The following is a 19,430-nucleotide window of genomic DNA, read 5'->3' on the forward strand; positions in this document are numbered from 1 at the left end:
CCCCCCCGCCGGTGTTTCTAGGCTTGTCCCATGGCGGAGATGACTAGTCGGTTGTCCAGAAGAGGGCGCGGGCGTATTGGGCGTACAGGCCCTTCGGGTGGGCGCGGAACAACGGCTCCGTGCCGAAGAGGACCGCCCGGCCGCCTCCTGCTGTGGTGCCGGAGACGACTGCCGGCTGGCCTGCGGCCTGGGCCGGGCCGTTGGTTCCGGCGTCGGTCGGCAGCCAGTGGCCGGCCACCAGCGGAGTTGTGCCGTAACGCTGCTCGACGGTCACACCCGAGCCGACGGTGAACCAGAGGGGGGAGTAGATGAAGGAGTTGCCGGGGGAGCCGGCGCCGACGATCGGGCCCTCGTTCGTCACGGTGACCACGCCGTTGGCGTCGCCTCGGCCGGCTGTCGCGGTCACCGGCAGGACGCCGGCGGCCGCGTTGAAGTTCGCGCCCGTGGCGCCTCGGGTGAGGACGCCGCCGCCGCGCGCCAGGAACGTGTCGACGGTGCCGCGGGCGGCCGGGGTCAACGCCGCATAGGAGAGACCGGAGGAGACGATGAGAGTGTCGATCGTGGACAGGTCGAAGCCCGCGTTGAGGAGCGCCGTCGAGACGGGCTGGACAGTGAAGCCCATCTCCCGCAGGGCGGACAACTCGTCGGCGGAGACGGCCGCGGCTATCGCCGGCTGGTCGAACACGACGCCTTTTACGCGACCGGGGGCGGCGGTGAACCGTACTCCCAAGGTCTTGGAGAGAGCGACGGCCTCGGGCCGCGCGTCGGCCGGGACCACGACGGTGGCCGCGTCGGTGCGCCGCAGCTTGACGCCCCGGGTGAGCAGTTCGTTGACCGCGCGCACGTCGTTGCCGTCGCGCAGCGACAGGGCGAGGTCCCGTCCGCGCGGCGCGTCGACCGCGCCGGTGGGTGCCGCCCTGGTCACCGTGGCGACCGGCGTGCGCGGCAGGGAACGGAGGCTGCGGTCGACGGTGGCGCCCCAGAGCAGGCCGTGGCTCCAGCCGGAGATGTCGTACATCTGCGGGACCAGGTCGGAGATGTCCCGCCCGGCTTCGAGCAGGACGTTCGCGAGGCCACGCTTCGGCTGATGCATGTCGACGATGTAGGTGCCTTTGCCGTAGTGGCGCCCGTCCAGCCGGAAGCTGGTGAGGGCGCGTGTCACCCGCACATCGTGGGAGGTCAAGTGGTTGACGAGGCGGGCGGCGGCGGGAGTGCCGGCCGGGATGACGTAGGAGCGGGGGAACGTCGCGGAGTAGCGGTCCTCCGGGCCGAAACCGTCGACGAAACCGTCCGGGATCGTCGGCGACGGCTCACCGGCCCAGCCGCGGCGGAACTGTTCGATCTGGTCGGCGAGCAGGGTGGCCCGGTTCGTGTCGGCGTAGGTGAGAGCCGCCTCGATCGTCGCCGCGGCCACATCGGTGTTGATCCGGGACCGGCGCTGCAGTTCCTCGACCGGCAGGTTGTTGTAGGCGGCGTTGTTGACCTGCAGCGGTACCTCCACGGTGTGCCCGACCGCGCCCTGATAGATGGCGTACATCGGGGTGAAGATCGGCGGCCAGTCGTCCCAGTCACCGGGGGCGTAGTCCCGGAACGGGATGTCGGCGCGGGTCGTCTCCGCGTGCCCGAGCCGCTGGATGGCCTTCTCCATGCCGAGCGCGTTCGGCAGAGCGTGCTTGATGTACAGGTCGTACTCGTAGTTCTGCCCGTGCGGCGGCGTCGCCGGCTCGATCAGGGTCGTCCCGGTGTAGCCGTGCTCGTCGAGCATCACGAACGGCTGCGTCGCGATCACCACGTCACGCGCCATCCGCGACTCCGGTTGCGAGCTGGTCGCGAAGTCGCGGTTGATGTCGAATCCGGCCCCGTTGGCCCGGGTGCCGGCGACGCGGCCGTCCGGGTTGAGGCTGACGCTGACGTAGACGCGGCTGCGCCTCAGGAACGCCGTCGTCGCCGGGTCGGTGGCGGTGGCCAGGCGCTCGATGACCCGCAGGGCGCCGTCGGTGCCCTCCCACTCGTTGCCGTGGATGTTCGCGTTGATCCAGACCGGTGTCTTGTAGCCGGCGGTCAGGGCCCGGTCCCGTCGTGCCGCGCCCGGATCGTTCTCGATCAGCTGCCGCCAGCGGTCCTGCCGCGCGGCCTCCGAGGCCGACTCGGGGGCGGTCACCGTCACCAGATAGAGATCACGGCCTCCGGCCGAGGTCCCGGCGATCTCGGCCGAGACGCGGTCCGAGGACTCCTGGAGGGCGTTCAGTTTCGGGGCGATCGCGTGGTACGGGACGAGCCCCAGCTTGATCGACCGGTCATCCGGGTTCACCGGCCAGACCGGCAGGCTGTTCTGTCGCGGGTAGCCTTTCCGGCCCGTTATCGCCCACGCCGGCTCCGGAGCCCCGGCGCTGAGCTCTGGAGCCCCGGCGCTGAGCGTGCGTGCCGACAGTGCGCTGACCGCGGCGCTGTCGAGGGCGGCGCTGTCGAGGGCGGCGATGTCGTTGCGTTCGGGCCCGTTGCCGAAGTCACGGGTCGACGGGGCGTCGCCCGGCGCCGCCGTCGCCGGGTTGGCGAGCAGAGCCGAGGCGAGCAACGCGGCACCGATTCCGGCCAGCGTTCGTGACAGATCCACAGAGCACCTCCGTTAGGGTCCCCCGACCCTCCCTGTCCCATCGAGTGATGCGCAATCATCGATGCCGGTGTGTCGCCATACCGTTGAGGTCATCCCCGCCCCACTGTTCGGCGCGTTCCGCCCGGGTGGCGCACGGCGCGGTGTCAGATCAGGCCGAGGCGGCCGAGTGTCTGATCGTCCCAGGGCAGGATGTCACTGCGGGTGAAAAGCGCCTGGTAGAAGCGGACACGGCCGGGCTCCATCCCGGCCAGCCGCAGCGCCACCGGTTTCTCGAGCTCGGCCCGGCCCAGCAGCCGCAGGCCTTCTTTTTCCAACGTCCGCAGCAGCCAGCGCTCATGTCCGTCCAGGTCCCGCGACGACGGCTCCAGCAGTGCACTCCAGAACCCGCCGTCCGGGCTGATCCGGCCGACCAGCGCGTACGGCCCGACGGCGGAGAGCCCGAGGACCCATTCGCGCCCCTCGTCACCCAGGACGTAGGTGAACGCGACATCGTTGTTGTCGTCGGTCTCGTCCTCGACGGTGAACTGCAGCCCGATCTCGGCGACCAGTCTCGCCCACGGCTGCCTGCCCATCGTCTCGTTGATCGCCCGGAACTGCGGGTCTGCCAGCGAGGTGTACGTCCGCTCGATCTGGCGGAGGACATCGTCCACGGCCGGGGCCTCTCTCTCACTTCGGGTGGCCATGGATCATCCCATCCTGGTCCATGTGCACTCGTACCTTGCTCTGCGGTACCCCGCGGGAGGTGTGGCCGACCGGCTCCTGGAAGTCGTAGTCCCGCTGGTCGGCCCGGCGCGGGTTGGGGGTGCCCCGGTACCACGCCTCGTAGGTCAGGCGGTTGGCGTAGTTCTCGTCGCCGGCCCATGCCGATCCCTGTTGGTTGCGTCGCTTGCGGTCCTCGAACTCGTCCGTGCCCGGCACGTGTTGCCGCTGTTTCGGGCCCTTGATCCCCTGCGGATGCTCGTGCGGGGCGCCCCGGGCGCCGCCGGGGGCCGGTGGCCGCGGTGCCGGCGCACCGGTGCGTCCCGTGGCGCGGGGGAAGCCCGTGGCGGCGACGCGGGAGACGATCCGGGCACCCGGCGTCGAGCGTGGGCCGCCCTGCCCCGCCTGGCCGCCTTGCTGGCCGCCCTGCTGGCCGCCCTGCTGGCCGCTTTGTCGGCCGCCTTGCTGGCCGCCGCCGCTCTGCTGGCCGCCGCCGCTCTGCTGACCGCCACCCGACCGGCGCCTAGCCATTGAGGACCGTCTCGATCGCCTGGTTGATGATCTCGTCGACGATCGCCCCGATGATCATCTTGAAGATCGGGATCTCGGCCAGCGAGGCCCCGAACGTCACCGCAGCGGTGGCGATTGCCTGCGCGATGGCGATCGCCAGCGTCACCAGCTGGACGATCACGTTGATCTTCAGCACCAGCACGATCAGGGCGGCGCACAGCATGCCCGCGCCGACGATCAGGCACGACTGCGCCATGGTGGCGAGGTTTGCCGACGGCGCCGAGCCGTCCGCCCACGCCTGCTGGAAGGCGGTGATGTCGGCGCCGAGGTTCGCCGCCCACACCTGCTGGGCCGCCGCGTCACCGGCCGTCACCGCCTGCTCCAGCGCGGCCCCGAAGTCGATCCACGTCATGGCGACGTCGATCAGTTTCTCCTCGTCGGCCTCCGGCCAGTTGAAACCGAGCTCGCCGAGCAGCCACACCAGCTCGCCGGGAAGTTGCAGACCCATGCCGGCCTACCAGCGGAACGTGTCGAAGGACTGGGCGTTGTCGCTCTCGGCACGGTCGTAGCCGTCCGCCATCGCCGTCAGCGACTCGACATGGCTGTCGAGGGTGTCGAGGTTGCCGTCGCAGCAGTCGAGAGCGGCGTCCAGCACCGCGTCGTGGGCCACGCCGATCAGCGTGCCCAGATCGTCGGTGCCCCACGGGGCACCGAGGCCCTCCAGGTCCGCCAGGAAACGGTCGGTCAGCGCGCCGATGTCCTCGGCGGCACCGGCCAGCTGCCGTGCGGCGGACCGGATCGCCTCCGGGTCGATCTCGATGCCGCTCATGCGCGGTCCCGGTGGATGCGGGCCATCACGGCCTGCACGGCCGACGAGATCTCGGCCATCCGGCGCACACCCTCGTCCTGCACCTGCCGCAACTGGCCGTCCAGGGCGGCCAGGTCGACACCCTGCGCCGAGCCCGCCGACGCCCGTAGCTCATCGAGCGCGGCGTTGACGGCCGCGGTCAGCTCCTCCGACAGGGTCCGCGAGTCGAGGCGCATGGCCCGCGGGTCGAGGTCGATCGACTCGATCCGGCCCTCCCCGGCGACCACGCGCACCAGGCCGTCGGCGGCCTCGGTGGTCACCGTGACCGGCTCGCCGTCCGGCGGCGTCTCACCGCGGCGTACCGCGTCGAGGAGCCGCCGCGAGCGCTGCAGCAGATCGTCCGTCGCATCCGTGCCCAGATCGGCCATCGATGATCCTCCCGGCGGAAAGAGCCGAGTGTACGTATCGACGTCCACCTGTGGGTGGAATTCAGGCGGTGTGTGACTCCCAGGTGGCGTACATGGCGGCGTAACGGCCGCCCGCGGCGACGAGCTGGTCGTGGGTGCCCTCCTCGATGATGTCGCCGTCGTCGACGACGATCACCCGGTCCGCCCGACGGGCCGTGGACAGGCGGTGCGCGACCAGGATGGCGGTCCGGCCCTCCAGCAGGCGCTGGATCGCGGCCTCCACCCTCAGCTCCGACCGCAGGTCCAGGCTCGACGTCGCCTCGTCGAGGACCACCACCCGGGGTTCGGCCACGAAGACGCGGGCCAGGGCGATCAGCTGGCGTTCGCCGGACGAGACGGACTGGCCGCGTTCGTGCAGGATCGTCCGCAGGCCGTCGGGGGAGCGGTCCACCAGGTCGCGCAGGCCGACCGCGTCGACGGCCGCCCACACCACCTCGTCGGGGACGTCGGGGCGGGCGAAGGCGATGTTGTCGCGCAGCGTCCCGGCGAACAGGAACGGCTCCTGCGGCACCACGCCGACCTGCCGGTGCAGCGAGTCGAGGGTGACGTCGCGCAGGTCGTGGCCGTCGATCAGCACCGTGCCGGAGTTCGGGTCGTAGAGGCGGGACACCAGTTTGGCCAGCGTCGACTTGCCGGCGCCGGTCGGGCCGACACAGGCGATCGTCTCGCCGGGCGCGATCCGCAGATTCACCCCGCGCAGGACGGGGCGCGTCTCGTCGTACCCGAAAGTGATCTCCCGCAGCTCGATCCCGCCGGACGCCGGCGGCAGCGGCTGGGCCCCGGGTTTCTCGCGGACCGCGGGGACCGTGCCGAGCAGGCCGCGGAGTTTGCCGAGCGCGGCGCGGGCCTGCTGATAGTTGGTGTAGAGCTGGACGAGCTGCTGCACCGGCTGGAAGAACGCGTTCAGGTAGAGGACGAACGCGGTCAGCTCACCGATCGTCAGGGTGCCGCGCAGCACCATCCGGCCGCCGATCAGCAGCAGCGCCGCCAGGCCGAGCAGGCCGATCACCGATGTGCCGGGGCCGTAGACGGCGTTGATCCGGCCGGTGTGGTCGTTGGCGTCGCGATAGGCACCGACCACCTCACGGTGGGCGATCACGTTGCGGTCCTGCTGGTTGTGGGCGGCGATGACGCGTACGCCGTTCAAGCTCTCCGTCAGGTGGGTGAAGAGTCCCGCGATCGTGTCGCGCTGCCGGTTGTACCCGACGTCGGCGGCCTTGCGGAACCAGAGCGTGAGGAGCAGCAGTGGCGGCACCACCAGGAGCAACGTGATCGCGGCGAGGGTCGCGTCGTAGTGGACGAGGACCGCCGTGACCACGACCATCGTGAGCCCGTGGATGAGGAACTGCGCGAACCCCTCCTGCAGCAGTTGCTGGAGCGCCTCCACGTCGGAGGTCATCCGAGTCATGGTGACGCCGGCCTTCTCGGTCGTGTAGTGGTCGAGGCTGAGCCGCTGCAACTGGGTGAACACGCGAACCCGCAGGTCACGGGTGCTGTAGGCGGCGAGCCGCCCGCTGGTGCGGATGCGCACGGCGGTGGCGGCGGCGGTCAGCGCCACCGAGGCGAGGAAGGCGACGGCCGCGACCACGAGGACGGTCACGTCCCGGGCGACGATGCCGTGGTCGATGCCGACCTGCACGAGGTAGGGCCCGGACTGCAGGAGCAGCGCCTCGACGAGCACGGCGACGGCGGCCCCGGCCAGGAGCGCGCGCCGCCCGGACAGCAGCGACCACAGGGTGAGCCGGCCGCTGTCGGGGGCGTGGCTGAACGTCCCGGCCGGATCGGGGTGGGCCGGTTCGCTCGCTTCGAGGAGGGTGACGCCCGCCGCGAGTTCCGGCGGCACCCCGGCGAACGGCGTGTTGCCCGCACGGCGGGTGCCGGTGCCGCCCATCCCGGCGATCGCCCCGGATCCGGGACCGCCGCCGGGACCGCCGAAGCCGCCTCCGAACATGCTCATGTGAGGACCTCCGTGGCCAGGACCCGTCCGTAGCGGGGTTCGGTCGCCAGCAGTTCGGTGTGGGTGCCGGAGGCCACGGCCTGACCGTTCTCGATCAGCACGACACGGTCGGCGAGACCGATCGTGGCCAGCCGGTGGGCGACGACCACGGTGGTGCGGTCGCGCATCAGGTCACGCAGCGCCTCGTGGATCTCGTGCTCGACGCGGACGTCGACGGCACTGGTGGCGTCGTCGAGGATCAGCACCGGCGGGTTGACCAGCAACGCGCGGGCGATCGCGACGCGTTGCCGCTGGCCGCCGGAGAGGGTGTAGCCGCGTTCGCCGACGACGGTGTCGTACCCCTCCGGAAGCTCCTGGATGAAACCGTCGGCGCCGGCCGCGACGGCCGCGGTGACGACCTGCTCCCGTGTCGCCGCGGGATGTCCGAAAGCAATGTTGTCGTGCAGGGAGACGGAGAACAGGAACGGCTCGTCCGGCACGATCCCGACCCGGTCGCGCAGCGTCGCCAGGGGGTAGTCGCGGACGTCGGCGCCGTCGATCAGCACCCGCCCGGCGCCGACGTCGTAGAACCGCGCGGCGAGACGCGCCACGGTGCTCTTGCCGCTGCCCGTCGCACCGACCAGCGCGACCGTCTCGCCGGGCCGGATGTGCAGGTCGAGACCATCGAGACCGAGAGTGCCGTCGGGATAGGTGAATCGCACTCCCTCGAAACGCACGTCGCCCCGCGGTTGCGGGATCACCGGTTCGTCCGGGTCGTCCAGCTCGGCCGGGGTGTCCAGGATGTCGTAGATGCGCTGCGCGGACGCGGCCGCCCGCTGCCCCATCATGATGATCATGCCGAGCATCCGGAACGGCGGCTGCAGCATCAGCACGTAGGAGTTGAACGCCACGATCGTGCCGACCGTCGCGTTGCCGTCGAGGACCATCAGCCCGCCGACCAGCAGCACCATCGCCAGCCCGAGCCGGGGCAGGTTGTCCATCACCGGCATCCATCGGCTGCGGATCCGGGCGTCGGTCGTGTACGCCCACCGCACCCCGTCGGCGGCCCGGGCGAGCGTGTCGATCTGCCGTTTCTCGGCCGCGAACGCCTTCACGATCCGGACGCCCTGGATGTTCTCGTCGACCACCGTCGCGACCCCGGCCAGCCGGGACTGGATCAGCCACGACACCGGGAAGATCGCCTTGCGCATCCGGACGCCGAGCACCGCGATGACCGGCATGGTCAGCATCGCGACCACGGCGAGCGGCGCGTTGATCGACACCATCAGGGCGAACGCGATGCCCGCGATGGTGCACTGGACCAGGATCGACGGGCCGAACGCCAGGTACATCTGCACGGCCCGGATGTCGCTGGTGGCGCGGGAGATCAGTTCGCCGGACTGGACCCGGTCGTAGAAGCCGTACGACATCCGCATGAAGTGGCCGAAGACCAGGTTGCGCAGGTCGTACTCCATCTCGTACGCCGTGCGCAGCAGGTAGAGGCGGGCCAGGAAGTTGATGACGCCCTGCGCGACGGCCAGCCCGGCGATCAGCCAGACGTACTTCTCCAGCCCGTCGGTCCGGTCGACGAGAGCCTTGTCGATGCCGATCCGCACCAGGTCGGGGATCTGCACCTGCACGATCAGGCCGATGAACGAGAGAACCAGCGAGGTGATCAGGAGCGCGCGGTGGGCACGGACGATGGGCCAGGCGCGTCGTAACCAGCTTTTCGTGGGATCCGGGTGGATGCCGGCCTTGGGGGCGCGGCGCGGCGCGACGGTCAAGCGGTGCTCCTCACGAGGGATAGTGCTTAGCTTAGCTAACTATCCAGTCTTCTCAACCCCGTCCCACCGCGGCCGATGGAGGCGTCATGTTCCGCCGCCTCGCCGCTCTCGCCGCCCTCAGCGCCCTGTCCGTGACCGGCCTCGCCGCCCCCGCCCACGCCGCGACCACCGCCTGCCGCGCGGAAGCGGGGAGCCCACGCTGCCAGGTGTGGACCGCGAAGTTCGACTGGGCGCCGGACGGCGACACGATCCGCGTCGACCTCGCCGGGGACGGCACGAAGGACCTGGTCTCGGTACGCGTCCTGGGCATCCAGGCGATGGAGATGAAGACCTACTCGCACCACCCGGAGCGCCGGAAGGGCGACTGCCACGCCGTCGCCGCCAACGCCCGCCTCGAACAACTGCTCAAGGCCGGCGGCGGCACGGTCCGTCTCACCTCGCTCAAGGCGTCCAGCCGGAGCCAGGGCCGGCCGCTGCGCTCGGTCGCGGTCAAGGTCGGCGGCCAGTGGCGCGACGTCGGGGAGCAGCTGATCCGCGAGGGCTACGTGCTCTGGCAGGCGTGGCCCGGCGAGTGGGCGATGGACGAGGCCTACCACGCGGCCGCCCAGCAGGCCGCGGCCGCCGGACGCGAGCTCTACGACACCGACAGCTGCAAGTCCGGCCCGGCCCAGAACAGCGGCATCACCCTGACCGTCAACCCGGACGCCGACGGCATCGACGAGAAGAACCTCAACGGCGAATGGTTCCAGGTCCACAACCCGTCAGCCGCGGACGTGCCGATCGCCGGCTGGTGGGTGCGCGACTCCGGGCTGCGCCGCTACACCTTCCCGGCCGGCACGGTGGTGCCGGCCGGTGGCGACGTCTACGTCCACATCGGCAAGGGCAGGGACACCGCGACCCACAAGTACTGGGGGCTGACCAAGCCGATCTTCACCAACGTCGACCCGGCCAACCACGGGGTCGGCGACGGCGGCTACCTCTTCGACGTCCACGGCGACCTGCGCGCCTGGATGATCTACCCCGACGCGGGAGCCTAGACCGGGCCGGCGTCCCCGTTGCGCCAGTGGCGGCGGCACAGCACCCGGTAGGTCACCTCGGCCGCGTCCGACGTGTCGCCGACCGCCACCTGCGCGCCCGAACGGGCCACCCGGCCGTCCTCGATCCGCGCGTTCTGCCGGCCCGGGCGCCCGCACCAGCAGGTCACCTCCACCTGCAGGGACACGATGTTGTCGGCCAGCTCCAGCAGCCGCTGCGCGCCCGGGAACAGATGCGACATGAAGTCCGTCGAGATCGCGTAGCAGTCCACGTCGACGCACAGCTCGTCGACCACCCAGGCCAGCTGCTCGACCTGCTCGGCCCGGAGGAACTGCGCCTCGTCGACGATCACGAAACCGCCGGCCGGCACCTCGCCGGCGATCAGCGCGGTCAGCTCGGTGCCGTCGGTCACCTCGATGGCGTCGGCGGCCACCCCGAGCCGCGACGACATCACCCCGGCGCCGGCCCGGTCCATGCTGGTCAGCAGGATCCCGGGCCGGCCCGCCTGCCGGCGGTTGTACGCGTTCTGCAGCGCGAGCGTCGACTTGCCCGCTCCCATGCTGCCGTGGAAGAGCGTCAGCTCGTGAAAGACCGGAGCGAGACTCCTGGCGCGGGGCACCACGGGGGTGCTGACGGTGACCGGAACCAAGGTGAGCCTTTCTCAGGACTTTCGGCGGGCCGCCATACGCTACCCGACCTTGTCCGGCTCCTCGGAAGCCCGGCGGAACGGATCCCCGTACGCCCGGATCGCCTGACGGGCGAAAGCCTGCTGCTGGGTGGAGACCCGCTCCGAACGGCCGCGACCGAGGAAACTGACGAACCAGTGCAGCACCGCGGTCACCCGGTTCTTGAAGCCGACCAGGTAGAACAGGTGCACCGCCACCCACACGACCCAGGCCGGGAAGCCGGCGAGGTGCACCTTCCCGATACTCGCGACCGCCGAGAAGCGGGAGATCGTCGCCAGGCTGCCCTTGTCGAAGTAGCGGAACGGCTGACCCGTCTCCTTGCCGGCCAGACGGCGCTTGATCTGGTCGGCGGCGTGCCGGCCGCTCTGGATGGCCACCTGCGCCACCCCGGGCAGCGGCTTGCCGTCCGCCCCGGCCAGGTTCATCATGTCGCCGAGCGCGAAGATCTCCGGGTGACCCGGCAGCGACGTGTCCGGCTCGACCAGGATCCGGCCGGCCCGGTCGGTCTTCGCCCCGGTCGCCGCGGCCAGTCTCGCGGCCAGCGGCGGCGCCGCCACACCGGCCGCCCACACCTTCGTCATCGCCGGGATGCGCTCGCGTTCCCCGTTCGACTCGACCTCGATGCTGCCGGCGTCGACACCGACGACCATCGTGTTCGTCCGCACCTCGACGCCCAGCTTGTCCAGCTGCCGCTCGGCCTTGGCCGAGAGCTGGTCACCGAATGTGTTGAGCACCGCACCGACCGCGTCGACCAGCAGGATCCGCGCCTTGCGGGAGTCGATGTGCCGGAACTGCCCGACCAGGTTGCGGTGTGCCAGCTCGGCGATCTGCCCGGCCATCTCGGTACCGGTCGGGCCCGCGCCGACGACCACGAACGTCATCCAGCGCTCGATCGTCTCCGGATCGGTGTGCAGGTCGGCGACCTCGAACGCGCCGAAGATCCGGGCCCGCAGCTCCAGGGCGTCGTCGACGCTCTTCATGCCGGGCGCGTGGTCGGCGAACTGGTCGTTGCCGAAATAGGACTGGGACGCCCCGGCCGCGACGATCAGCGTGTCGTACGGCACCGTGTAGTCGATGCCCGGCCCGGCCACCGACACGACCTTGGCCTCCACGTCGACGTCCTGCACCCAGCCGAGGCGGACGTCCACGTTCTTCTGCTTGCGCAGCACCTCACGGATCGGCGGCGCGACCTCGCCCTCCGACAGGATCCCGGTCGCGACCTGGTAGAGCAACGGCTGGAAGAGGTGGTACGCCGTACCGTTGATCAGGGTGATCTCGACGTCGGCGTGACGCAGCGCCTTGATCGCGAAGAGCCCGCCGAAGCCGGCCCCCACGACTACCACTCGATGACTCATCAGTACTTCCTCACCCTCTGGGGCACCCAGCAACCACCTTGGTATGCCCCGGGCCCGAGCGGAAGTACCGTCAGCTCAGACGCTGTGTGATATGTCCCAGCCAGCGGGCCACCACGTCCAGCTCGGCGTCGGTGAAGCCGTCGGAGATCTCCGCGTTCAGCTCCCGCACCGCGCCCCTGGCCGTCGCGACCGCCTCCCGGCCGGCCGGGGTGAGACGCAGCCGGACGGCCCTGGCGTCGACCGGGTCCGGCGCCTTGACCAGGAAACCCGCCTTCTCCAGGCGGCTGACCAGACCGCTGATCCCGGACGGTGACGCGCAGAGAGCCGCGCTCACGTCGCCGACCAGCGCGTCGTCGTGAGCCGCCAGGTGGAACAGCACACCCGCCCCGGCCGCGCCGATGCCGCTGTCGCCGGAGCGCGCGTCGATCCACCGCCGGACCGAGCGCTCGGCGATCATCATCTCGAAGACGAGGCGGTGACTCATCAGGACGCGTTCGCGATCTGTTTCTGCAGCCAGGTCAGCAGCTCGGGCCAGAGGGTGTCACGGGCGGTGCGTCGCATGAACCCATGGTGGCCGATCCGGGCGACACCCGCGTCGGCCGGGGTGTGGGTGCGGCGCTCCACCGCCGCGTTCGGCAGCCTCGCGGCCAGCTTGTCGACCTGCGCCGGGGTCGCCCACGGGTCGTCGCTCAGCCCGATCACCAGCACCGGCTGGGTCACGGCGGCGGCCCGCTCGGCGCCCCGCATCGCCGGGTCGCCGAACAGATAGTCCGTCAGCGCGCCCCAGCCCGCCCACTGCCGCACGGCGGCGACCGGGACGTCCTCCCCGAGACCGAGGCGACGGGCCGGGACATAGCCGAACACGGCGCCGAGCGCCGGCCCGAGCAGGGACAACACGAGGCGTACGCGAAGACGCTCCACCCGGTCCGGAATGGCGTCGATCGACGCCACGTGCGAGGCGACGAGCGCGAACGCCGTCAGGCCGGGGCCACCACGCCCCAGCGCGAGCGCGTGCCCGCCGATGCTGTGCCCCACCGCGAGCTGCGGCAGCCCCGGGAAACGGCCGGCCGCCCACGCGGTCATCGCCGGCACGTCCTGCTCGATCCAGTCACGCATGCCGACCTCCCGGTGGTAGCGCGGCGACCCGGACCGCCCGGTGCCCCGGTAGTCGTAGGTGACGGCGGCGATCCGGTGGCCGGCCAGGAACGACGCGAACCCGGTGTAGAACCCGGCCGGAGTCGCCGTCGCCGGATGCATGACGAGCACCGCGACCGGCTCCTCGTCCGGCTCGAACAGCGTCCCGGCCAGCCCGCCGACCTCGATGGAAGTATTTCGCATGCGACATAAATTAGCACGGGCCATCGATTGAAACGTTACGAAGATGGCGGCAGGATGACCCGCATGACGCACGTGTGCTTCACCCTCCAGGTCGATCCGTCGAAGCTCGATGCCTACCGGGAGGCGCACGCCGCCGTCTGGCCGGAGATGCTCCAGGCGCTGGCCGCCACCGGCTGGCACGACTACCGGCTCTTCCTCCGGCCGGACGGCCTGCTCGTCGGGGTGCTGCGGACCGACGACTTCGCGGCCGCCCAGGAGGCGATGGCCCGGACCGAGGTGAACGCCCGCTGGCAGGCCGCCATGGCCGAGTTCTTCCCGGCCCTCGGCGAGGCCCGCCCCGACGAGGGCATGCTCGTCCTCGACCAGGTCTTCCACCTGGAGGAGCAACTGGAGCGCCTCTGATCCCCGGTCATCCCCGCCAGGCGGTCACCAGCTCGCCGGCGGCCGCCGCCTCGCGGAACAGCGGGACCAGCCGGTCATAGGCGTCCTCCAGGTACGACAGCGCCCACTCCGCCTCCCACAGGTCCTCCGGGTAGACGCCGATCGACTCCAGCAGCGCCCGGTCGTAGCCGGCGGCCAGCGCCGTGAACGGGGTCGCCGCCAGGAACGCGGCGGCCGCCCGCACCTCGACGGCATCGAAGATCCGGAACGGCTCGCCCGGCTCGAACACGTTCACCGGCGGATCGAGGTCGAGCAGCAGGAAGTGCAGCCCGGCCCAGGCCTTGTCGGTGTGGGTGCCGGGCAGCCCACCGGCGAACTCCAGCGCCGTCAGGGGATCCTCGCCGGCCAGCCGCAGCAACTCGGCCACGGCGTCCGGCCCGCTGCGCCGGAAGTAGGTGATCACGCTCATCGACGCATTGTGCCGGTCCGGCCGGTGGACCGGAAACGGACAGCGAACACACAGGTCAGGGGTGGAACGGGCGGCCTACCCTGGAATCCGGACGGCACGCGTGATCGCGGCCGGCAACGGAGGAGACGTTCGGTGGGCTTTGTCAAACGGTTCGTGCTCTCGATGGTCGCGTCGAAGCTGCAGCGGATGTCCCACAAGCGGCACAACCCCCTCGCGGACGGCATGCTGCGCGAGGTCAACCGCAAGCTCTACGGCCACGGCCACCACCCGGGCGGTTACGGCCACCCCGGCGCCTACGGGCATCCGGGTGCCTACGGCCACCACGGCCACTACCGGCACCACGGGCACTACCGCCACCACGGCCACTACCGGCGCCGCCGCTGGTTCTGAGTGGCCGGACATCGGCCGGGAGCCGCGACTTCTTAGGGAAACCGGGTCAGATCGTGCCGCCGGGTGCCGATAGGTGGCAGGTGGGCAGCGAACAGGAGCGGCGGCGCGTCGCGGCCCTGCGGGAGTACCACCTGCTCGACACCCCGCCCGCCGCTGAACTGGAGGCGGTGATCCGGGTCGCCGCCACGGTCGCCGGCGTGCCTTACGCGACCCTGAACCTGCTCGACGACCAGAAGCAGTACCAGCTCACCACCGTCGGGTTCGCCGGGAGGCCGTGCGACCGGGAGGACTCGATGTGCGCGGTGCGCCTGGACCACGGTGTGTTCGTGCACCTGCCGGACGCCCGGGAGGACCCGGACTACCGGGACAACCCCTGGGTCACCGGGGAGCTCGGGTCGATCGTGTTCTACGCGTCGGCGCCGCTGATCAGCCCGGGCGGCCTGGTGATGGGCACGCTGTGCGTGTTCGACGGCCAGCCGCGGCGGCTGAGCCAGGACCAGATCGACCGGCTGCGGGACCTTGCCGGGATCGTGGTGGCGTTCTTCGAGCGGCGCCGGCTCGCGCGGCTGTCGGCGGGACTGCGGGAGACCATCCAGGGCCGGGACCAGTGGACCCGGACCGTCCTGGACAACATCGACGCCGCGGTGATCGCGATCAACACGTCCGGCCGGGCCACGCTGGTCAACCGGGCCGCGCACGGCCTGCACCCGGACACCGACATGGACGCCGGCCCGGACCGGGCGGCGGCAAGGTACCAGCTGTACGAGCCGGACGGCCGGCGCCTGATCCCCGACGACCAGGTGCCACTGGCCGTGGCGATGCGCGACGGCACGTCGGTGAAGGGCCGGGAGATCATGATCCGGATGCCCGGCCGGGAGCCACGGTCGGTGCTGGCCAACGCGGCGCCGTTGCGGACCGCCGACGGCATCGTCAGCGGCGCCGTCGTCGCCCTGCACGACATCACCGCCGAGCACGCGCGGCGGCGCATTCTGGAGGAGGCGCACGAGCGGCTCGCCGCGGCCAACGCCGACCTGCGCCGCTCCAACATCGACCTGACCCACTTCGCCGGGGCGGTCAGCCACGACCTGGTCGCGCCACTGGCCTCGGTCGGCGGCTATCTGGAGCTGCTCGACGACCCGGACGAGCCGCAGCCACGGATCACCGAGTGGGTGACGTCGGCCGCGCGGGCGGTGGCCCGGATGCGGGACCTGATCGACTCGCTCCTCGACTACGGGCGGGCCGGCAGTGCTCCGGTGCGGGCGCTGGCCGTACCACTGAAAGATCTGATCGACGAGGTGCTGCACGACCTGGCTCCGGAGATCGCGGCGGCCGGCGCACGCGTCAGCGTGCCCGGACCGCTGCCGGAGGTGATCGGTGACCCGGTGCTGATCCGGCAGCTGCTGCAGAACCTGATCGGCAACGCGGTGAAGTACCGGGATCCGGGGCGGCCCGCCCGGGTCGAGATCACCGCCGACGGTCCGGCGGTCCGGATCGCCGACAACGGGATCGGTATCCCGGCGTCGCGCCGCGAGGAGGTCTTCGACATGTTCGCCCGGGCGGACGGGCAGGCGGCGCGGGGGCACGGCATCGGCCTGTCGAGCTGCCTGAGGATCGTGGAACGGCACGGCGGGACGATCACGATCGGGGACACGCCCGGCGGCGGCACCACGGTGACGGTCACGCTGCCGGGGAAACAGTCAGATCACGGGTAGCGGTGCCGATGGGACGGAGGTGGATCTGGCTGAACGCGTGTCGGAACGGGAGCGGCTGCGGCTCGCCGCACTGCACGAGTACCGCCTGCTCGACTCTCCGGCCGGGGACGAGCTGGAGGCGGTCGTCCGGGTCGCCGCGACCGTGGCCCGGGTGCCGAACGCCTCGCTGAACCTGATCGACGAGAACCGCCAGTGCCAGCTCACCACCGTCGGCTTCGAGGGCGGCGACTCCGAACGTTCCGACTCGATGTGCGCGGTCCGGTTCGAGACCGGCCGGTTCACCCACATCCGGGACGCCAGCACCGACCCGGTCTTCCGTGACAACCCGTGGGTGACCGGTGTCCTGGCCGATGTCCGGTTCTACGCGTCGTTCCCGCTGGTCACGCCGGAGGGACACGCGCTCGGGTCACTGTGCGTCTTCGACGGCGCGCCGGCCGAACTCGACGAGGAGCAGATCGAGCGGCTCAAGGACCTGGCCCAGATCATCCTCGCGCTGTTCGAGCGACGGCGGCAGGCGCGGATCAACGCCGAGCTGGCGACGCTGGCCGAGGAACGGCAGCGGTGGACCGACACGCTGCTGGAGACCATCGACGTGGCGGTGGTGGCGGCCGACGAGAACGGGCGGCTCACCCTCTTCAACCGGGCCGCCCGCGAGTGGCACGGCATGGACGACTTCCCCGATCGATATCAGCTGTTCGAGACCGACGGGTGCACCCCCCTCGCGCCGGAGCGGGCGCCGTTGCCGCGGGCGCTGCGGGAGGGCAGCGTCAAGGACGCCGAGATGATCATCAAGCGGCCGGTGGGCGAGCCGCTGCACGTCAGCGTCAGCGGCCGGGCGCTGCCCGGGCCGGGCGGCGTGCCGCGGGGTGCCGTCGTCGCGATGAACGACGTGACCAGCGCCCGCGCCCAGCAGCGGGCGATCGAGGAGGCCCGGCGGGAGCTGGCGGCGGCCAACGCCGACCTGCGCCGCTCCAACGCCGACCTGAGCAATTTCGCCGGTGCGGTCAGCCACGACCTGGTGTCCCCGCTGTCCGCGGTCGGCGGCTATCTGGAGCTGATCGGCGAGGAGGTCGAGGGCCGCCCGAAGCAGTGGGCCGAGTCGGCGTCCCGGGCCGTCGCCCGGATGCGGGACCTGATCCGGGCGCTGCTCGGTTACGCCCAGGCCGGCAGCGCTCCGGTGCGCCGCGTCACGGCCGACCTGGCCGACCTGTTCGAGCAGGTCAGCACCGACCTGCGCCCGGCCGCCGAGGCCGCCGGCGCGAGGGTCGAGACGACCGGCGCGCTCCCGGTCGTCGACGGCGATCCGGTGCTGATCCGGCAGCTGCTGCAGAACCTGATCGGCAACGCCATCAAGTACCGCGACCCGGACCGGTCCTGCCGGGTGCTGGTGACCGCCGAGCACGGCCCGTCCGGCTGGACCGTCGCGGTCGCCGACAACGGGCTGGGCATCCCGCCCGAGCAGCGGCACCGGGTCTTCGAGATGTTCACCAGGCTCGGCACCGGCACCGCGGGGGGCCACGGCATCGGGCTCTCCACCTGCTGGCGGATCGTGGAACGGCACGGCGGCGACATCCGGGTCGACGAGACACCCGGCGGTGGCACCACCGTGCTGTTCACCCTGCCCGACCGGGTCACCTCAGAAGAGGGGTGACCGGCCCTTGTAACCCGCGCTGACGCGCAGCCCGGCGACGAAACCCTTGCCGTTGCCGCGGTAGACCATCAGATAGCCGGTCGACGACTGGATCGCGGCCAGGTCGGTGAACCCGTCCCGGTCGAAGTCGCCGACGCCGAGCAGGTCACGCAGCCCGGTGGAGGTGCCGACCTTCACCCGCGCCTTGAACCCGCCGGTCTTGCCCGGGTAGAGGTAGAGCGCGCCGGTGCTGGTCAGCCTGACCAGCAGATCCTGGAAGCCGTCCCGGTCGAAGTCGCCGACGCCGGCGAACTCGCTGCGGTCCTTCCAGTCGCCGTAGGCCAGCGCCACCCGCTTGCCGAACCTGGCGCCCGCCTGCCCCGGGTAGAGGTAGACGTTGCCGTTGCTGGTCTGCGACGCGAGCAGGTCCGGGTAGCCGTCCCGGTTGAAGTCGCCGATCGCGGTCAGCTCCCGCAGGTGGCTCATGTTCTTCCAGAGCTTCTTGGGGGTGCCGAAGTTCCCGCTGCTCAGGCCGGGGTAGAAGTAGACCGCGCCGGCCTTGGTCCGGACGATCAGGTCGGTGTAGCCGTTCCGGTCGAGGTCCATCCGCAGCAACGCGTTCGCCGAGGCGAAGGCGCCGACCTTCTGCCGGTCGCCCTCGGTCACCAGCGTGCCGTTGCCGGGGTACGCGAACAGGTTGCCGGTCGACGTGGTGCGGGCCATCACGTCCGACCAGCCGTTGCGGTTCCAGTCGGACAGCTTCGCCGCGGGCAGCCGGGCGAAGTCCAGGTAGTCGTTGTCGATGTTGATGGTGACGCCGCCCCAGGTCTCCTGGTGGGCGCCGCGGTACTGCTTCATCCGCCGTTTCGGCATCCAGTAGCTCGCCGGGACGGCCGCGTCGGTGACCGTGACGACCTGGTCCCAGCGGGCGATGTCGACGTAGTCGGGCCGCACGTACCCGGCCTTGTTGTAGACGGCCACCTGGTCGGCGATGCCGGTGGAGGCACTGCTGTAGTAGCCGGAGAAGTAGCCGAAGTCGTGCAGGCGGGCGGTCCACGCGTTCATGAACGCGAGCACGCCGTCGCGGCACGCGATGTTCTTGCTGTCGTACGACTCCATGTCGTAGATCAGCACGCTCTCCTGCGACAACCCGAGCGCGATCGCCTGCCGGACGGCGTCCTCGGCGGTGGCCCGGCCCTGCGCCGCCGCGTTGGCGTCGTCGATCAGGTTCTTCCGGGTGACCGTGGTGCAGCTGGCCTGCGGGCCGACGTAGAGCGGGATCAGCCGCCAGCCGCGGGTGACCTGCTCGCGCACCCACTCGGGGGTCAGGTTGGCCTGGGTGCAGCCGCGGTTGTTGCCGCCGAAGTAGATGCCGGCCGCCCGGTACGGCGACGACGCCAGCCACTTGGCCATCGTGTCGCTGGACGGGGCGGTGCAGGCGTCGAACCCGTACCCGGTGAAGTTGCCCGGCTGCGGCGCCAGCGCGGTGGCGGCGCCGGCGTTCCCGTTGATCAGCGCCAGCGGGGCGACGGAGAGTGTCACCACCAGTGCTGCGAGTAGCCGCCTCCGGTATCTGACGATGCCGGCGGTGAGTTTTCGCAACATGGGGACCTACT

20 protein-coding genes are annotated in these 19,430 nt (G+C 71.2%); 6 read left to right on the plus strand and 14 right to left on the minus strand.

The features are described 5' to 3' along the window. Nucleotides 1–43 precede the first annotated feature (43 nt). The 3 genes from ACFO0C_RS31065 to ACFO0C_RS31075 all read right to left on the minus strand — a co-directional run bounded on the left by ACFO0C_RS31065 (nt 44) and on the right by ACFO0C_RS31075 (nt 3,532). Complete coding sequence (locus tag ACFO0C_RS31065; protein WP_378070270.1) at nt 44–2,614, minus strand: M14 family zinc carboxypeptidase; 2,571 nt, start codon at nt 2,612–2,614, stop codon at nt 44–46. A gap of 143 nt (nt 2,615–2,757) precedes the next feature. Beyond that, nucleotides 2,758–3,264: a hypothetical protein gene (locus ACFO0C_RS31070; protein WP_378070271.1), complete on the minus strand. Its 507-nt coding sequence runs from the start codon at nt 3,262–3,264 to the stop codon at nt 2,758–2,760. Nucleotides 3,265–3,280: 16 nt separating this feature from the next. Further along, nucleotides 3,281–3,532, minus strand: coding sequence for a hypothetical protein (locus ACFO0C_RS31075; RefSeq protein ID WP_378070272.1), 252 nt, complete (start codon nt 3,530–3,532; stop codon nt 3,281–3,283). Nucleotides 3,533–3,568: 36 nt separating this feature from the next. Here ACFO0C_RS31075 and ACFO0C_RS31080 point away from each other — a divergent pair, with 36 nt between their 5' ends. Next, nucleotides 3,569–3,847: a hypothetical protein gene (locus ACFO0C_RS31080; RefSeq protein WP_378070273.1), complete on the plus strand. Its 279-nt coding sequence runs from the start codon at nt 3,569–3,571 to the stop codon at nt 3,845–3,847. On the opposite strand, the gene ACFO0C_RS31085 is transcribed toward ACFO0C_RS31080, so the two are convergent. From ACFO0C_RS31085 to ACFO0C_RS31105, 5 genes are all read right to left on the minus strand, one after another. Then, a complete protein-coding gene (locus tag ACFO0C_RS31085) occupies nt 3,837–4,331 on the minus strand; it encodes a WXG100-like domain-containing protein (RefSeq protein ID WP_378070274.1) in 495 nt (164 codons plus the stop codon). The two genes, ACFO0C_RS31080 and ACFO0C_RS31085, sit on opposite strands and share 11 nt — an antisense overlap. 6 nt (nt 4,332–4,337) lie before the next feature. Continuing rightward, nucleotides 4,338–4,652: a WXG100 family type VII secretion target gene (locus ACFO0C_RS31090; protein WP_378070275.1), complete on the minus strand. Its 315-nt coding sequence runs from the start codon at nt 4,650–4,652 to the stop codon at nt 4,338–4,340. Further along, the gene (locus ACFO0C_RS31095; RefSeq protein WP_378070276.1) at nt 4,649–5,059 is read right to left on the minus strand and encodes a YbaB/EbfC family nucleoid-associated protein; all 411 of its coding nucleotides are present in this window, start codon (nt 5,057–5,059) and stop codon (nt 4,649–4,651) included. The genes ACFO0C_RS31090 and ACFO0C_RS31095 overlap by 4 nt, the downstream gene beginning before the upstream one ends. Nucleotides 5,060–5,120: 61 nt before the next feature. Further along, nucleotides 5,121–7,055, minus strand: coding sequence for an ABC transporter ATP-binding protein (locus ACFO0C_RS31100; RefSeq protein ID WP_378070277.1), 1,935 nt, complete (start codon nt 7,053–7,055; stop codon nt 5,121–5,123). Continuing rightward, complete coding sequence (locus ACFO0C_RS31105; RefSeq protein ID WP_378070278.1) at nt 7,052–8,818, minus strand: ABC transporter ATP-binding protein; 1,767 nt, start codon at nt 8,816–8,818, stop codon at nt 7,052–7,054. The genes ACFO0C_RS31100 and ACFO0C_RS31105 overlap by 4 nt, the downstream gene beginning before the upstream one ends. A gap of 86 nt (nt 8,819–8,904) precedes the next feature. Here ACFO0C_RS31105 and ACFO0C_RS31110 point away from each other — a divergent pair, with 86 nt between their 5' ends. Beyond that, entirely contained in the window at nt 8,905–9,855 is a 951-nt protein-coding gene (locus ACFO0C_RS31110; RefSeq protein ID WP_378070279.1) for a lamin tail domain-containing protein, read from the plus strand. On the opposite strand, the gene ACFO0C_RS31115 is transcribed toward ACFO0C_RS31110, so the two are convergent. The 4 genes from ACFO0C_RS31115 to ACFO0C_RS31130 form a co-directional block, all read right to left on the minus strand. Further along, nucleotides 9,852–10,502, minus strand: a complete 651-nt coding sequence (locus tag ACFO0C_RS31115) for a thymidine kinase (RefSeq protein WP_378070280.1) — start codon at nt 10,500–10,502, stop codon at nt 9,852–9,854. The two genes, ACFO0C_RS31110 and ACFO0C_RS31115, sit on opposite strands and share 4 nt — an antisense overlap. A gap of 39 nt (nt 10,503–10,541) precedes the next feature. Then, complete coding sequence (locus tag ACFO0C_RS31120) at nt 10,542–11,894, minus strand: NAD(P)/FAD-dependent oxidoreductase (RefSeq protein ID WP_378070281.1); 1,353 nt, start codon at nt 11,892–11,894, stop codon at nt 10,542–10,544. 70 nt (nt 11,895–11,964) lie between these two features. Then, entirely contained in the window at nt 11,965–12,378 is a 414-nt protein-coding gene (locus ACFO0C_RS31125) for a MarR family winged helix-turn-helix transcriptional regulator (protein ID WP_378070282.1), read from the minus strand. Next, nucleotides 12,378–13,232 carry an alpha/beta hydrolase family protein gene (locus tag ACFO0C_RS31130; protein WP_378070283.1) on the minus strand — a complete coding sequence of 285 codons (855 nt, stop codon included), beginning with the start codon at nt 13,230–13,232 and terminating at the stop codon, nt 12,378–12,380. The genes ACFO0C_RS31125 and ACFO0C_RS31130 overlap by 1 nt, the downstream gene beginning before the upstream one ends. Before the next feature lie 63 nt (nt 13,233–13,295). Between ACFO0C_RS31130 and ACFO0C_RS31135 the strand changes: the two genes are divergently transcribed. Continuing rightward, on the plus strand, nt 13,296–13,634 hold the full coding sequence (locus ACFO0C_RS31135; RefSeq protein WP_378070284.1) for an L-rhamnose mutarotase: 339 nt from the start codon (nt 13,296–13,298) through the stop codon (nt 13,632–13,634). A gap of 7 nt (nt 13,635–13,641) precedes the next feature. Here ACFO0C_RS31135 and ACFO0C_RS31140 read toward each other — a convergent pair whose 3' ends face one another. Beyond that, nucleotides 13,642–14,082: a DUF1877 family protein gene (locus tag ACFO0C_RS31140; protein WP_378070285.1), complete on the minus strand. Its 441-nt coding sequence runs from the start codon at nt 14,080–14,082 to the stop codon at nt 13,642–13,644. A gap of 132 nt (nt 14,083–14,214) precedes the next feature. Between ACFO0C_RS31140 and ACFO0C_RS31145 the strand changes: the two genes are divergently transcribed. The 3 genes from ACFO0C_RS31145 (at nt 14,215) to ACFO0C_RS31155 (ending at nt 17,835) form a co-directional block, all read left to right on the plus strand. After that, complete coding sequence (locus ACFO0C_RS31145; RefSeq protein ID WP_378070286.1) at nt 14,215–14,472, plus strand: hypothetical protein; 258 nt, start codon at nt 14,215–14,217, stop codon at nt 14,470–14,472. An 80-nt stretch (nt 14,473–14,552) separates the two neighbouring features. Beyond that, entirely contained in the window at nt 14,553–16,184 is a 1,632-nt protein-coding gene (locus ACFO0C_RS31150; RefSeq protein ID WP_378070287.1) for a sensor histidine kinase, read from the plus strand. Nucleotides 16,185–16,203: 19 nt separating this feature from the next. Next, nucleotides 16,204–17,835, plus strand: coding sequence for a GAF domain-containing sensor histidine kinase (locus ACFO0C_RS31155; protein ID WP_378070288.1), 1,632 nt, complete (start codon nt 16,204–16,206; stop codon nt 17,833–17,835). Here the strand turns inward: ACFO0C_RS31155 and ACFO0C_RS31160 are convergent. Further along, complete coding sequence (locus ACFO0C_RS31160; protein ID WP_378070289.1) at nt 17,821–19,419, minus strand: glycoside hydrolase domain-containing protein; 1,599 nt, start codon at nt 19,417–19,419, stop codon at nt 17,821–17,823. The genes ACFO0C_RS31155 and ACFO0C_RS31160 overlap by 15 nt on opposite strands. Between the last annotated feature and the right edge of the window lie 11 nt (nt 19,420–19,430).

This window comes from Actinoplanes subglobosus (genome assembly GCF_042650585.1).
In the GTDB taxonomy this organism is placed as follows: domain Bacteria; phylum Actinomycetota; class Actinomycetes; order Mycobacteriales; family Micromonosporaceae; genus Actinoplanes; species Actinoplanes subglobosus.

What these genes read in the sequence shown, in the direction of transcription:
- ACFO0C_RS31080 (WP_378070273.1), top strand. Translation starts at nt 3,569, where the DNA reads ATGCTCGTGCGGGGCGCCCCGGGCGCCGCCGGGGGCCGGTGGCCGCGG.
- ACFO0C_RS31085 (WP_378070274.1), bottom strand. Translation starts at nt 4,331, where the DNA reads ATGGGTCTGCAACTTCCCGGCGAGCTGGTGTGGCTGCTCGGCGAGCTC.
- ACFO0C_RS31090 (WP_378070275.1), bottom strand. Translation starts at nt 4,652, where the DNA reads ATGAGCGGCATCGAGATCGACCCGGAGGCGATCCGGTCCGCCGCACGG.
- ACFO0C_RS31095 (WP_378070276.1), bottom strand. Translation starts at nt 5,059, where the DNA reads ATGGCCGATCTGGGCACGGATGCGACGGACGATCTGCTGCAGCGCTCG.
- ACFO0C_RS31100 (WP_378070277.1), bottom strand. Translation starts at nt 7,055, where the DNA reads ATGAGCATGTTCGGAGGCGGCTTCGGCGGTCCCGGCGGCGGTCCCGGA.
- ACFO0C_RS31110 (WP_378070279.1), top strand. Translation starts at nt 8,905, where the DNA reads ATGTTCCGCCGCCTCGCCGCTCTCGCCGCCCTCAGCGCCCTGTCCGTG.
- ACFO0C_RS31120 (WP_378070281.1), bottom strand. Translation starts at nt 11,894, where the DNA reads ATGAGTCATCGAGTGGTAGTCGTGGGGGCCGGCTTCGGCGGGCTCTTC.
- ACFO0C_RS31125 (WP_378070282.1), bottom strand. Translation starts at nt 12,378, where the DNA reads ATGAGTCACCGCCTCGTCTTCGAGATGATGATCGCCGAGCGCTCGGTC.
- ACFO0C_RS31130 (WP_378070283.1), bottom strand. Translation starts at nt 13,232, where the DNA reads ATGCGAAATACTTCCATCGAGGTCGGCGGGCTGGCCGGGACGCTGTTC.
- ACFO0C_RS31135 (WP_378070284.1), top strand. Translation starts at nt 13,296, where the DNA reads ATGACGCACGTGTGCTTCACCCTCCAGGTCGATCCGTCGAAGCTCGAT.
- ACFO0C_RS31140 (WP_378070285.1), bottom strand. Translation starts at nt 14,082, where the DNA reads ATGAGCGTGATCACCTACTTCCGGCGCAGCGGGCCGGACGCCGTGGCC.
- ACFO0C_RS31160 (WP_378070289.1), bottom strand. Translation starts at nt 19,419, where the DNA reads ATGTTGCGAAAACTCACCGCCGGCATCGTCAGATACCGGAGGCGGCTA.